Source organism: Micromonospora sp. NPDC049102, assembly GCF_043197485.1.
Lineage (GTDB): Bacteria > Actinomycetota > Actinomycetes > Mycobacteriales > Micromonosporaceae > Micromonospora.
Map to the genome: position 1 here is coordinate 90986 of NZ_JBICTE010000002.1, position 12241 is coordinate 103226.

Annotated in this window: 11 protein-coding genes; 6 read left to right on the top strand and 5 right to left on the bottom strand. The window is 73.3% G+C overall.

Going from position 1 to position 12241, the window contains the following annotated elements; all coding sequences use genetic code 11:
- Positions 1–19 precede the first annotated feature (19 nt).
- Entirely contained in the window at positions 20–4468 is a 4449-nt protein-coding gene (locus tag ACGFH9_RS03030; RefSeq protein WP_393214437.1) for an HAD-IC family P-type ATPase, read from the bottom strand.
- A 219-nt stretch (positions 4469–4687) separates the two neighbouring features.
- Here ACGFH9_RS03030 and ACGFH9_RS03035 point away from each other — a divergent pair, with 219 nt between their 5' ends.
- The 6 genes from ACGFH9_RS03035 to ACGFH9_RS03060 all read left to right on the top strand — a co-directional run bounded on the left by ACGFH9_RS03035 (position 4688) and on the right by ACGFH9_RS03060 (position 8813).
- Positions 4688–4948, top strand: a complete 261-nt coding sequence (locus ACGFH9_RS03035; protein WP_393214440.1) for a hypothetical protein — start codon at positions 4688–4690, stop codon at positions 4946–4948.
- Positions 4949–5007: 59 nt separating this feature from the next.
- Positions 5008–6396 (top strand): MFS transporter, encoded by a 1389-nt coding sequence (locus ACGFH9_RS03040; RefSeq protein WP_393214443.1) that lies wholly within the window; start codon positions 5008–5010, stop codon positions 6394–6396.
- A gap of 52 nt (positions 6397–6448) precedes the next feature.
- Entirely contained in the window at positions 6449–7102 is a 654-nt protein-coding gene (locus ACGFH9_RS03045; protein ID WP_393214445.1) for a GAP family protein, read from the top strand.
- Between the two features lie 67 nt (positions 7103–7169).
- Positions 7170–7949 carry an SDR family oxidoreductase gene (locus ACGFH9_RS03050; protein WP_393214448.1) on the top strand — a complete coding sequence of 260 codons (780 nt, stop codon included), beginning with the start codon at positions 7170–7172 and terminating at the stop codon, positions 7947–7949.
- 37 nt (positions 7950–7986) lie between these two features.
- Entirely contained in the window at positions 7987–8181 is a 195-nt protein-coding gene (locus tag ACGFH9_RS03055; RefSeq protein WP_355242886.1) for a hypothetical protein, read from the top strand.
- 83 nt (positions 8182–8264) lie between these two features.
- Entirely contained in the window at positions 8265–8813 is a 549-nt protein-coding gene (locus ACGFH9_RS03060; RefSeq protein ID WP_355243023.1) for a YbaK/EbsC family protein, read from the top strand.
- Positions 8814–8867: 54 nt separating this feature from the next.
- On the opposite strand, the gene ACGFH9_RS03065 is transcribed toward ACGFH9_RS03060, so the two are convergent.
- From ACGFH9_RS03065 to ACGFH9_RS03080, 4 genes are read right to left on the bottom strand one after another with little or no spacing between them, the layout of a single operon-like run.
- Entirely contained in the window at positions 8868–9503 is a 636-nt protein-coding gene (locus tag ACGFH9_RS03065; protein ID WP_393214452.1) for a DsbA family oxidoreductase, read from the bottom strand.
- Between the two features lie 20 nt (positions 9504–9523).
- The gene (locus ACGFH9_RS03070) at positions 9524–9952 is read right to left on the bottom strand and encodes a SufE family protein (RefSeq protein WP_393214455.1); all 429 of its coding nucleotides are present in this window, start codon (positions 9950–9952) and stop codon (positions 9524–9526) included.
- Positions 9953–9982: 30 nt separating this feature from the next.
- Positions 9983–10408, bottom strand: a complete 426-nt coding sequence (locus tag ACGFH9_RS03075; RefSeq protein ID WP_393214458.1) for a CBS domain-containing protein — start codon at positions 10406–10408, stop codon at positions 9983–9985.
- Between the two features lie 56 nt (positions 10409–10464).
- The gene (locus ACGFH9_RS03080; RefSeq protein ID WP_393214461.1) at positions 10465–12234 is read right to left on the bottom strand and encodes a proline--tRNA ligase; all 1770 of its coding nucleotides are present in this window, start codon (positions 12232–12234) and stop codon (positions 10465–10467) included.
- Between the last annotated feature and the right edge of the window lie 7 nt (positions 12235–12241).

Genomic DNA, 12241 nt, shown 5'->3' on the forward strand with positions numbered 1-12241 from the left:
CAAGCGGGCGAGACGGTGGTCAGTCGCCGTCGACGGGCTGGGCGAGGTCGGGTCGGGCCGAGGGGAAATGCGCGACGAGCCTGGTGAGCGCGCCGTTGGCGACGGTGGCACCGAGCGCCGATCCGGCGCCGATGGTCCAGCCGACCGGGCCGAGCGGTGTGCAGCCGAAGAACTGGCTCACCCCCGGGGTCTGCACCACCACGACAAGCACTCCGAGCGATGCCGCCGTGGACGCCAGCACCGCCGGGCTGGTGCCTCCGGCCAGGATGGTCTGCCCGAGCTGGGTGCCGACCAGCGAGACGAGGGCGACGGTCCCGGCCCGCCGCTGCCGGCCGGTGTACCGGGCCAACGTCCAGCCGACGGTCGCGCCCAGCGTTGTGGACGCCGCGCGCAGCGCGATCTCCCTGCTGAGGGTCTCGCCGAGCGATGCGTCGGGCCCCTCCCGGAGCAGGCCGTCGGTACGGTCCGACGCGGGTGGCCGGACCGCGATGGCGAGCGCCGGTGCCAGGTCGGTGAGCAGGTTGACCAGCAGTAGTTGCCGGCCGGTGAGGGCGGAGCGGCCGGTGGCCGCCGCGCTGAGCACGCTGAACGCGATCTCGCCCAGGTTGCCGCCGACGAGGATGCTCAGCGCGTGCCGCACCGAGGACCACATGGCGCGGCCCTCGACGAGGGTGGCGATGATGGTCTCCAACCGGTCGTCGGTGACGACCAGGTCGGCGGCTGCCCGGGCGGCCGGTGTGCCCCGTTGGCCGAGGGCGATGCCGACGTCGGCCAGCCGGATCGCCGGGGCGTCGTTGGCACCGTCGCCGGTCATCGCCACGGTCCGCCCGCACTTCTGCAACGCCTGGATGATCCGCACCTTGTGTGTCGGGGTGCAGCGGGCCACGACGTCGGTGGTGGACAGTCGCTCGGCGAGCGCCTCGTCGTCCAGTTGGTCGAGTTCGCTGGCGGTGACCACCCGCTGCTCGTCGTGTTCGCTGATGGTGGCCGCGATCGCCTCGGCGGTGGCCGGATGGTCACCAGTGATCATGATGGTGTGCACGCCCGCCTGCCGGATGCGCCGGACCGCCGGTGCGGCGCTCTCCCGGACCCCGTCGGCCAGTGCCAGGAACCCCACGAAGGTCAGCCCCCGGACGTCGGAGTCGGTGATCTGCGCGGTGTCCACGTGGCACTCGGCGACGGCGAGGATGCGGTGCCCCGCTCCCGCCCGATCGGCCAGCAGGCGGTGCAGCTCCGCGCGGCCGGCATCGTCCAGCGGCTCCTGCCGGCCGTCGGTACGCCGGTTCGCGCACCGCGGCAGCACCGTCTCCGGGGCGCCCTTGACGCTCAACAGCAGGTGGCCGTCCGTCTCGCCGATGCTGGCGTGGTAGCCGCGGGACGGCTCGAAGGGCAGTCCGCCGGCCGCACGCCAGCCCGCCGCGCCGGTCTGCTCCACCACCTGGGCCGTGGCGGCGCCCCGCCGGACCGCCCGGTCGGTCTGCAACGCCAACTCCTCCGGATCGTCCGCCGCCGGGGTGGCCCGCAGCGCCGTGGCGAGAGTGAGTCGGAGCCGGTCGTCGAGCCGGTCCACCGGCGCGTACCGGTCACCGACACCGTCGCCGACCCCGGCGAGCAACAGCTTGCCCTCGGTGAGGGTGCCGGTCTTGTCGAAGCAGAGCACGTCCACCCGACCCAACGCCTCGATCGTGCGCGGGTTCCGGACCAGAGCACCGTGCTCGGCGAGGCGCCGGGCGGCGGCCAGCTGCGCCGCGCTGACCAGGAACGGCAGCCCCTCCGGCACCGACGCGACGGCCAGGTTCGCGGCGGTCGCCGCCGTTTCGGCCAGGGGTACGCCCCGCAGCAGGCCCGCCCCGGCCACGGCGATCGCCGAACCGGCGGCCAACGGGATGGCGGCGCTGGTCAACGAGCCGAGTCGCGCCTCCACCCCACTTGTCGGGGGTGCCTGACGGACCAGTGCCAGGCTGCGGCCGGACTCGGTGTCGGCGCCGGTCGCCACCACCACGGCGGTGCCGTGGCCGGCGGCGACGGTGGTGCCCTCGTAGAGCATCGAGTGCCGGTCGGCGATTGCCGCGGCGACGACCGCCTGACTGCTCTTGGCGACCGGCAGCGACTCGCCGGTCAGCGACGACTCGTCCGCCTCCAATCCCACCGATTCGAGCACCCGGCAGTCGGCCGGCACCGAGTCGCCCGGTTCGAGGGCGATGACGTCACCGAGGACGAGGTCCTCGGCCGCGACGACCTGCTCGACTCCGTCCCGGCGTACCCGGGCGGTGACCGCCGAACGCGACAGCAGCTCCGCCAGCGAACGTTCGGTGTTGCGCTCGTGCACCGCCCCGATCAGGGCCGACCCGCCGACGACGCTGCCGACCAGCGCCGCGTCGACGAGCGAGCCGAACGACGCGGACAGCACCGCCCCGGCCGCCAGGACGGGAGTGAGCGGGTTCGACAGCTCGTCCAGGAACGCCCGCAGCAGGCCACCGCCGGCGGGGTGGCCGCCACCGCCGGTGTCGTGACCGTCGTGTCGGCGCTGCGCTTCCGCGTTGGTCAACCCGTCCGGCGTGGTGTCCAGGCGGTCGAGCACCGTCCGGACCGGCATCAGGTGCCACGCCGTCGCCACCGGTGCCGGCGTGTCCGACCGGTCGGGTAGCCGGCTGGCCCGCCAGACTCCGTTGGCGAACGCCAGTCCCGCCGCGCCGTTGACCGCCACGAGCGACCGGTGTGGCAGTTGGGTCGGCGGGGCGGTGAACGCGCCGAGCGCCCCCAGCCCGGTGCCCGCCATGGCGAGCCGGATGTTCTGCTGGGTCATCCGCCGGGCCGCCCCGGTGGCCTCGATCACCAGCGCCACCACCCGCAGGTCGGTGCCGACGAGCAGGTGCGCTCCCCACGGGGGCAGTTCCTCGGGAGCGGACATCCCCAGACCGCAGTCGGACGCGCCGAGCGCCGCCCGGTCACCGGAGACCAGCATGACCACCGCGCCGTCGCGCTGGAGCGCGCGTACGGAGTCGGACAGCCGGTCGCCGCCCGGCAGCAGGGCGTCGGCGAAGTCGTACCGTTGCTCGTCGCCAGCGGCCACGACCAGTCTCAGTCCGGCCTGCCGCGCGACGGCGGGTAGACCGTCGACCCCGGGCGCGGGTTCCGGTTCGACCCGCAGCAGCGCCGCCAGCCGTCCCTCGTTCGTCAGCCCCAGCATCTGTCCACCGGCCGTACGCAGCCGCTCGCCGTCGGGCACGTCGCCGTGGTCGCCGCCGGGCAGCCGGTCCAGAGGTGCGAGCCGCCAGCCGTCGGACTCCCGCGAACCGGTCGGGTCGGCCGGGTCGAAGAGCGTGAACGCCCGCTCCGCCACCTCGTCGACGTCCACCCCGGCCGCCGGAGCCAGATCGGCGAGTACGCCCCGCTCCGATCCGAGCACCGCGGCGTCCAGCACCAGCGTGTCGATCCGATCCAGGTCCCGCAGCACGCTGCGGTCCATCGCGATCACACCGCGCCGGGCGAGGACCCGACCGAGCTGTGCCGCGTACCCCTCCCGTCCGCTGCCCGGGGCCTTCGGAAGCGCGGACAGGCCCAGCGCGGCGGCCCGCTTCGGCCCGGCGAACGGCGTCGCCGCCGCTGCCGCCGCCGCACCGGCGGCCAGCATCCGGTTGATGTAGCGCTCGACCGGGCCGTCCGGCTTCGGGCAGGGGCGTTCGACCGCCGGCCACCGCGCGGTGGCGCGTTCCGGATCGCCGGTCAGCCGCGGCTCGGCCTTCTCCCACGCGGCGAGTTGGGCCCGCGCCTCACCCCACTGCACCATCCGCTGGGCGCCGTCGAGCACTATCCCCGTCCACCTGCCGGTCAGGCCCTGCACGACCGCCTCGGCCAGCGGGAAGATGACATCGGCGCGGGGGTCCGAGCGCAGCCTCCTGCCCACGAAGGCGTGCAGCTTCGGTTGCAGGTCCGCGGCGGCAAGCAGGCCGGCGACCTCGCCGGGCAACGGTGCGAACGGCAGGATGCGGGTGGCCGCCGAGATGGTCAGGCCCAGCGCGTCCGAGGCGAGCGCGCCGAGGGTGCGCGGTGTACGCGGCCCCTCCTCCGGCGGGTGCGGGGGCGGGATCTCCGGATCCGGTTCGTGGTCACAGGTCCGTTCGATCCGGCTGATCGCGGCGACGAGGTCCCGCAGCCTCGGCTCGGGAGCCTGCACGGCCACCACGACCCGGCCGGACGGAGCGTTCACCCGGGCCCAGGCCACGCCGGGCAGCCGTTCGAGCGCGGCCTCCACCTGCCGGGCCAACCGGTCGCCGCCGTCCTGGCAGACGCCGTGCACCTCGATGTGGTGGCGGCCGGGACGCGACCACACCCGGCGTCGGGACAGGCCGGCCGTCCGGGCCAGCCGGGTCGCGGCCGACCCGACGGTCCGGGACGCCTCACCGACCAGGTGCGGCACGCCGATGGACGGCAGCAGGCGGCCGGCGGCGCGACCCGCCGCCGTCATCGAGGCGTACGGCCGGACGGAACCCGACCCGACTCCCTGTTGCCGCGTGTTGTGCCGTCGGTCATCTCGTCCTCCCGCCGCCCTCGCGTCCGGCGGCCTGGCTTCCCGACCTGACGTCCGTTATGCCCCTGGGATGGCCGGAACTTTGCGCCGCCGACGGTGCATGGACGGGGTGCGCGGTGGAATCCGACGACCAGCACCGGACACGGGGAGGCCGGAATGAGCACGCTGACGCGACACCTGAACGGTTCACGCGAGAACGTTCGGATGTACGGCCGGCGGGTCGCGCTGCCGATGCTGGGCGAGGTGGCCGTACCGCCGCCGGACAAGGTCGCCTACTACGCCGGGCTCGGGGTCCTGGCCGCGTTGCAGGTGATCGAGTGGCCGCTCGCCCTGGTGATCACCGCCGGGCATGTCCTGGCGGACCAGCACTTCTCGGGACTGGTACGCGGCGTCGGAGAGGCGCTCCAGGAGACCTGACGAGAGCCGCATCACCCCCTGGTTGACATGAATCCGGGTTGAGGTCGCAGGCTCGGTGCATGTCGAGTCCAACCACCACCCTCGCCCCAGCGCCCGTCGGGCTGTTCGCACCTCGGCTCCGGGCGATGACGGTGGGCAGTGTCGCGCTGGTGTCGCTGCTCGCGTTCGAGGCGTTGGCGGTGGGCACGGCCATGCCGACCGTCGCGCGCAGTCTCGACGGCCTCGCGCTGTACGGCATCGCGTTCGGTGGTGCGTTCGCCGCCGGTGTGCTGGCCATGGTCGTCTCCGGCATCTGGTGCGATGCGCGGGGACCGCGGGGGCCGATGTGGCACGGCGTCGCCTGGTTCGTGGTCGGGCTGCTGATCGCCGGGACGGCACAGGTGATGACCACGTTGGTGATCGGCCGGGTGGTGCAGGGGTTCGGCTCCGGGCTGCTCTCGGTGGCGCTCTACGTCATCGTCGGACAGGCGTACCCGGAGGAGCTGCACCGGCGGATCTTCGCCGCGTTCGCGGCGGCGTGGGTCGTACCGTCGCTGGTCGGGCCGGCCCTGGCCGGGCTGATCGTCGAGTACCTGGGCTGGCGATGGGTCTTCCTCGTGGTGCCGGCGGTGGCCGTCCCGGCGGTGTTGCTGATCCAACCCGGGCTCCGGTCGCTCGACACGACCGTGCCGACCCGGCCGCCGGGCGGCGCGGTCGCCCGCATCGGTTGGGCCTGCGGGGCGGGCGCGAGCGCCGCGCTGCTGCACATCGGGGGACAGCAGCGCGGCGCGGCGGCCCTGGCGGTGGTCGCGCTCGCGCTGGTCGGTCTGGTGATCTGCGCTCCGCGCCTGCTGCCGCCCGGGTTCCTGCGGGCGGCCCGGGGGCTGCCCACCGTCGTCGGCTTGCGGGGTCTGGCGTCGGCGGCGTTCGTCGGTGCCGAGGTGGTCATCCCGTTGATGCTCTCCCGGGAGCGGGGACTGTCACCGACCGCCGCCGGACTGGTCCTCACGGTGGGTGCGTTGGCCTGGTCGGTGGGCTCCTGGATACAGGGCCGGATTCCGGTGCCGGCCTCCCGGGCCAGCCTGCCGCGCGCCGGCCTGTGCGCCATCACCGTCGGTACGGCGACGGTGGCGCTGGCCGTCCGACCCGAGGTGCCGGTTGCCGTCGCCGTGCTCGGCTGGGCGGTCGCCGGGCTCGGCATGGGACTGCTCTACCCGTCGTTGTCGGTGCTCACGCTGGAGCTGTCGGCTCCCGGCGAGCAGGGCCGCAACAGCTCGTCGTTGCAACTGGGGGATTCTCTCTTCGCGGCGACAGTGCTGGCGCTCACCGGTGCCGTACTGGCCGCCGGGAGCGCGCCCGGTCCGTCGAGTTACCTGGTGACGCTGGTGGTGGCGGCCGGCCTGGCGCTGCTCGGCGCGTTGCTGGCCGGCCGGGTCGTGGTGTCGCGGAGCGCCCGGCCGGGCGGGTGATCGGCCGACGATTCGGCGCATCGGTTCCGGTCAGGCGTCAGGCTGGCAGGCGATGAGCTTCCTGACCGTCCTGCCGCTGGCCGTGGTGATGGTCGCCGGGACCCAACTGGTCGTGGCGGTCTTTCTCGCCTCGTCCGACCGGCCCCGGGCAGCGTCGTCGGGCTTCGTCGCCGGCGCAGGGCTGGTGGTCGCCGCCGGTGTGACGGCGAGCTGGCTGCTGACCCGGGTGCTTGGTGGGCTGGCGACTGATGCCAGCACCGCCGCCCGGAAGGTCGACAGCGGTCCGGCCATCGACCTGGTGGTGCTCGCGCTGCTGGTGGTCCTGGCCGTGGTGATCTGGCTGCGCCGCGACCGGTCCGGGCCGCCGCGCTGGCTGGGCAGTGTCAGCCACGCCAATCCGCGGTGGGCGGCGCGGACGGGCGCGCTGCTCTTCGTGGTGACGCCCACCGACGACCTCACCATGGCGACGGTGGGCGCGACCGTGGCCCGACACGATCTTCCGTGGTGGCACCTGGTGCCGTTCGTGCTGCTCACCGTGCTCCTGCTCGCCGTGCCACTGCTGGCGTTGGTGCTGCTCGGGCAGAAGGCCGCGCGGGCGCTCGCCCGGATGCGGGATTGGGCCCAAGGGCACGCCTGGGTCGTCAACGAGATCGTGATCGCGTTCTTCGCTCTGCTGACCGTGCTGGACCTGATCCGCTCGGGTTGACGCAGCCGTCACGTGTGCCGCCGGCACGCCGTCATCAGCACGACGGGCCGCGCAGGAGGAGGGGACGATGAGGGTTCTGGTCACCGGGGCGGGTGGTCACCTGGGAAGCGCCGTGCTGTCGCGACTGCGCGACGACGGGATGGCCGTCCGGGCCACGAGTCGCCGGCCGCGTACCGGATCGGGCGTCGAGTGGGTGGTGGTCGACCTGGCCTCCGGGGACGGGCTGGTCGAGGCGGTGACCGGCGTGGACGCGGTGCTGCACCTGGCGTCCTCGCCCCGGGGGCGTACGCACCAGGTGGACGTACTGGGCACACGGCGGCTGGTGGTGGCCGCCGGCACGGCAGGTGTGCGGCACCTGGTCTACGTCTCCATCGTCGGGGTGGACCGGGTACCGTTCGCGTACTACCGGCACAAGCTCGCCGCCGAGCAGGTGGTCGCCGCCGGTCCGGTGCCGTGGTCGGTGCTTCGCGCCACCCAGTTCCCCGAGTTCCTCGACAACCTGCTGGCTTCCAGCGCGCGGCTGGGCCCGGTGCTCGGTGACCGCGCGGTGCTCGCCCAACCGGTCGATCCGGACGAGGTGGCGGCCCGGCTCGCGGCGCGGCTGGCCGCCGGTCCGCTCGGAGGCATCGAGGAGTTCGGCGGGCCGCAGGTGCTCCGGTTCGACGAGGCGGTCCGCACGTGGCGAGAGGCGCGGGGGTCGCGTCGACCACTGCTGCCGATCCGGATTCCCGGTCGGCTCGGCCGGGAACTGCGCGCCGGTGGACTGCTCACCGAGGCGCTGCCTCGTGGCGTTCGCACCTGGGGAGACCACCTTCGGGACACGTACGGGGGAACCGCGCGGAGATGAGAGGGACGCCGGTTCACGTTCGTCTTAGGGTGACGTCATGTTCGTTGTCGTCACCACGGTGATCCTCTACGTCTTCGGTTTCGTCTTCCTCTACGGCGTGATCCGGCTGGGCGTCCGGCACGCGCTGGAGGACCTGGAGCTTCAGCGAGCCCGGGCCCGTCGCGAAGAGGAGCTGGCGGCCGCCCGCGACCGTTCGTTCATGCACGACAACGCGTTCCTCGCGGGCAGTTGAACCGCGACGCGGAGGTGGTGTCGCGGGACGCCACGGGAGTCGGCGGGCGGGCCGGCGGCACGGATGCGAGGATCGCACCCGTGATAGGAACGCTGAAGACCGAACCGGCCCGTGCCCGCCTCGATCTGCTCGCCGCGCCGGTGGCGGAGGCCATCGCCCAGTGGCCGGCCGACGCGCCGGTGGACGTCGACGACGTGCTGGTCGCGCCGATCGACGCCGACCTCGCCGACACGGCCGCCTTCTGCGAGGCGTACGAGGTGGGGCTGGACGTGTCGGCCAACTGCGTCGTGGTGGCCGGCAAGCGTGACGGTGTGGTCCGTTACGCCGCCTGCATCGTGCTGGCGACCACCCGGGCCGACGTGAACGGGGTGGCCCGCAGGGCGCTGGACGTCCGCAAGGCGAGCTTCGCCCCGATGGCCGACGCCGTCGAGTTGACCGGCATGGAGTACGGCGGGATCACCCCGATCGGACTGCCGGCCCAGTGGCCGATCCTGGTGGACTCCCGGGTGATCGCCACCCCGCACGTGATCATCGGGTCCGGCGTACGGCACAGCAAGATCGCCCTGCCGGGGCCGGCGTTGGGCGCACTGCCCGGCGCGCAGGTCGTGGAGGGCCTGGCCAGGCCGGCCTGACCAGGCACCGACATCGATACCGTTGCACGTGAAACATCACGCCTGTCGATGGCGCTAGCGGGCGGCGGCCTCCCGCTGCTCGACCTCGGCCAGCGCGGCGAGGAGCGTGGACGTCTCCTGGGCGCCACTGACCGCGTACTTGCCGGCCAGCACGAACATCGGCACGCTCGTGATGCCCAGGTCGTGGGCGGCGGCCAGTTCGGCGGCGAGTTCGGCGGTCCGCTCGTCGGAGTCGAGGAACCGGCGGGCGTCGGCGGCGTCCAGGTCGATCGAGCCGGCGATCGTGGCCAGCGCCTCTCGGGAGCCGACGTCGAGGCCCTTCGTGAAGTGCGCCTGGTACAGGGCCTCCACCATCTCGGCCGCCCGGTCGCGCTCGGCGGCGTAGGCGATCAGCCGGTGCGCGTCGAAGGTGTTCGCGGCCACCGCGTGGTCGTAGTCCAGCCGGAGCCCGTCACCCGCCGCCACCTGGACCACCCGTGCGACCATCTGTCGCGCCCGCTCGGGACCACCGAACTTGTCGGCCAACGCGTCGACGACCGGAAGCGGCTCGGGTACCGGCGACGGGTCGAGCTGAAACGGCCGGTAGCGGACGGTCACCTCGCCGTCGTAACGGGCGATTGCCTCGTCCAGGCGACGCTTGCCCAGGTAGCACCACGGGCAGACGACGTCCGCGTAGATGTCGATCTCCATGCTCGGTGGCAACTGCCCGGTCAGTCGAGTTGTTCCCGGACCTGCCGCTTGAGCCGTCCCAGGATGGCGGTGCCGCCCCGCACCCGCAGCGGGCTGATCGCCTGCGCCAGGCCCATCCGCTGGTAGAGATCGTCCGGGACGGCCAGCACCTCCTCGGCGCTCGCGCCGGCCAGCCCCTCGGCGAGGATCCCGGCGAACGCCCGGGTGGTGGGTGCCTCCGGCGGGCAGTCGAAGAGCGTCTCGACCACCCCGTCCGGCGTCACCGTGGCGCGCAGGAAGAACGCCGTCTGGCACTCGGGCACCTGCTCCATGCCCTCGTGCCCGGCGGCGTCGGCCGGCAGCGGCGGGATCACGTCCGCGTACTCCAGCAGCATCTCCAGCACCAGGTCGCGCGGCGCGGCGGCGAACTCGTCGACGATCTCGGCCAGTCGGGCCGGCATGTCAGCCATGGGTTCGAGGTTACCGCCGGCGCCGACGGCTCACGTGGTCGGCGACTGTTCGCTGATCTCGCTCAACGCGCTTGTCGGGTCGAGCTGCATGGCCAGGTCACCGAGGGAGACGATCCCCACCAGCTTGCGGTCGGTGTCGCAGACCAGCACCCGTCGGATGCCGCGATCCCGCATCAGCGCCGCGGCCTCGCCGGCCGTGCAGTGCTGCTCGATCATGACCACCTCGCGGGTGACGATCGAGCCGATGGTGGTGGCCGCCGGTGAGGCGTTCTCCGCGACCGCCCGGACCACGATGTCCCGGTCGGTGAGCATGCCGGCGAGGGTGGCGCCATCGGTGACCACCACGTCGCCGATGTCCGCCTCCTTCATCACCCTGGCCGCCTCGTCCAGGGTGGTCTCCGCCGACAGGTACACGACCTGCTTGGTCATCACGTCGCTGACCCGGTAACCGGTCATGAGATCCTCCGAAGACGTATCACCCGATCCGACTGCACTACCCCGTGACGCGGTGGCTACACCAGGTTCGCACGCTCTCGGCCGACCTCGTCGACGATCAGTTCCACCACACCGTCCACCGGAAGTTCCGTCCGCCCGTCGCCGGCCCGCTCACGCAGCTCGACGTACCCGTCGGCAAGTCGGCGGCCGACCACGACGGCGCGCGGGATGCCGATCAGCTCGGCGTCGGTGAACTTCACACCGGCCGAGACGTGCGTCCGGTCGTCAACCAGCACGCGCAGGCCGGCGGCGGCCAGCCGCCCGCCGAGGTCCAGCGCCGCGTCGAGCTGCGGGCCCTTGCCCGCCACCACCAGGTGTACGTCACACGGCGCGACCGCCGCCGGCCAGCGGAGTCCCCGTTCGTCGTGGTGCTGTTCGGCGATGGCCGCGACGGCCCGGGAGATCCCGATGCCGTAGCAACCCATGGTGGGTCGGACGGGCTTGCCGGCCGGCCCGAGCACGTCAACGGCGAACGCGTCGGTGTACCGGCGGCCGAGCTGGAAGATGTGCCCGATCTCGATGCCCCGCCGGATGGTCAGCTCGCCGTCGCCGCAGTCGGGGCAGGGATCACCGGCGCGCACCTCGGCGGCCTCGATCGTGCCGTCGGGCGTGAAGTCCCGCCCGCAGACCACGTCGGTGGCGTGCCGTCCCGGCTCGTTCGCCCCGGTCAGCCATGCGGAGCCGGTCACCACCCGGGGATCGACCAGGTAGCGGATGCCCAGCTTGGCGAGTACCTGCGGGCCGATGTAGCCGCGTACCAGCTCCGGATGCTCGGCCCACTCGTCGAAGACCGCCACCTGGGCGGGCTCCAGCGCGGCCGCGAGCCGCTTCAGGTCGACCTCCCGGTCGCCGGGCAGCCCGACCACCAGAGGTTCGGCGCGGTCCGCCCCGGGCTGACGGACGGTCAGGACGACGTTCTTCAGGGTGTCGGCGGCGGTCCAGTCGTCGCGGTTCCCGAGTCGGCGGCTGTTCGCCAGCTCGACCAGGCTGGCGATCGTCGGCGTCTCGGGGGTGTCGTGCACCTGCGCCGCGGGCTGGGCGGCGGGGTCGTCTGCGGCGGGCGCCCGGGTGAGGACGGCCTCGGTGTTCGCCGCGTAGTCACAGGCGGTGCAGCCCACGAACGTGTCCTCGCCGACCGGCGTCGTGGCCAGGAACTCCTCCGACGCCGAGCCGCCCATCGCGCCGGACATCGCGTGTACCACCGTGTGCTCCAGGCCCAGCCGGTCGAAGATCCGCTGGTACGCCGCCCGGTGCCGGGCGTACGCGTCCCGCAGGCCCGCCTCGTCCAGGTCGAAGGAGTACGCGTCCTTCATCAGAAACTCCCGGCCCCGCAGCACACCGGCCCGGGGCCGCGCCTCGTCGCGGAACTTCGTCTGCACCTGGTAGAGCGTCACCGGGAAATCCCGGTACGAGGTGAACACGTCCTTGACCAGCAGCGCCGCCATCTCCTCGTGGGTGGGCGCCAACAGGTGCTCGGCGCCGCGCCGGTCGGCGAGGGTGAAGAGAAGGTCGCCGTACTCCGTCCACCGGCCGCTGGTGCGGTAAGGCTCGGCGGGCAGCAGCGCCGGGAAGTGCACCTCCTGGTCGCCGATCGCGTTCAGTTCGGCGCGCACCACCTCGGTGATCCGGTCCAGCACCAGCTTGCCCAGCGGCAGCCACGTGTAGCCGCCCGGCGCGGCGCGACGGATGTAACCGGCACGCAGCAGCAGCCGATGGCTCGGCACCTCCGCGTCGGCCGGATCCTCGCGCAGGGTCCGCAGCAACAGGGTCGACATGCGTAGCAGCATCCGCGCA

Bases quoted from the DNA above. Each gene is read 5' to 3' on its own strand.
- ACGFH9_RS03030 (WP_393214437.1), bottom strand. From the start codon at position 4,468: ATGACGGCGGCGGGTCGCGCCGCCGGCCGCCTGCTGCCGTCCATCGGC.
- ACGFH9_RS03035 (WP_393214440.1), top strand. From the start codon at position 4,688: ATGAGCACGCTGACGCGACACCTGAACGGTTCACGCGAGAACGTTCGG.
- ACGFH9_RS03040 (WP_393214443.1), top strand. From the start codon at position 5,008: ATGTCGAGTCCAACCACCACCCTCGCCCCAGCGCCCGTCGGGCTGTTC.
- ACGFH9_RS03045 (WP_393214445.1), top strand. From the start codon at position 6,449: ATGAGCTTCCTGACCGTCCTGCCGCTGGCCGTGGTGATGGTCGCCGGG.
- ACGFH9_RS03050 (WP_393214448.1), top strand. From the start codon at position 7,170: ATGAGGGTTCTGGTCACCGGGGCGGGTGGTCACCTGGGAAGCGCCGTG.
- ACGFH9_RS03055 (WP_355242886.1), top strand. From the start codon at position 7,987: ATGTTCGTTGTCGTCACCACGGTGATCCTCTACGTCTTCGGTTTCGTC.
- ACGFH9_RS03065 (WP_393214452.1), bottom strand. From the start codon at position 9,503: ATGGAGATCGACATCTACGCGGACGTCGTCTGCCCGTGGTGCTACCTG.
- ACGFH9_RS03070 (WP_393214455.1), bottom strand. From the start codon at position 9,952: ATGGCTGACATGCCGGCCCGACTGGCCGAGATCGTCGACGAGTTCGCC.
- ACGFH9_RS03075 (WP_393214458.1), bottom strand. From the start codon at position 10,408: ATGACCGGTTACCGGGTCAGCGACGTGATGACCAAGCAGGTCGTGTAC.
- ACGFH9_RS03080 (WP_393214461.1), bottom strand. From the start codon at position 12,234: ATGCTGCTACGCATGTCGACCCTGTTGCTGCGGACCCTGCGCGAGGAT.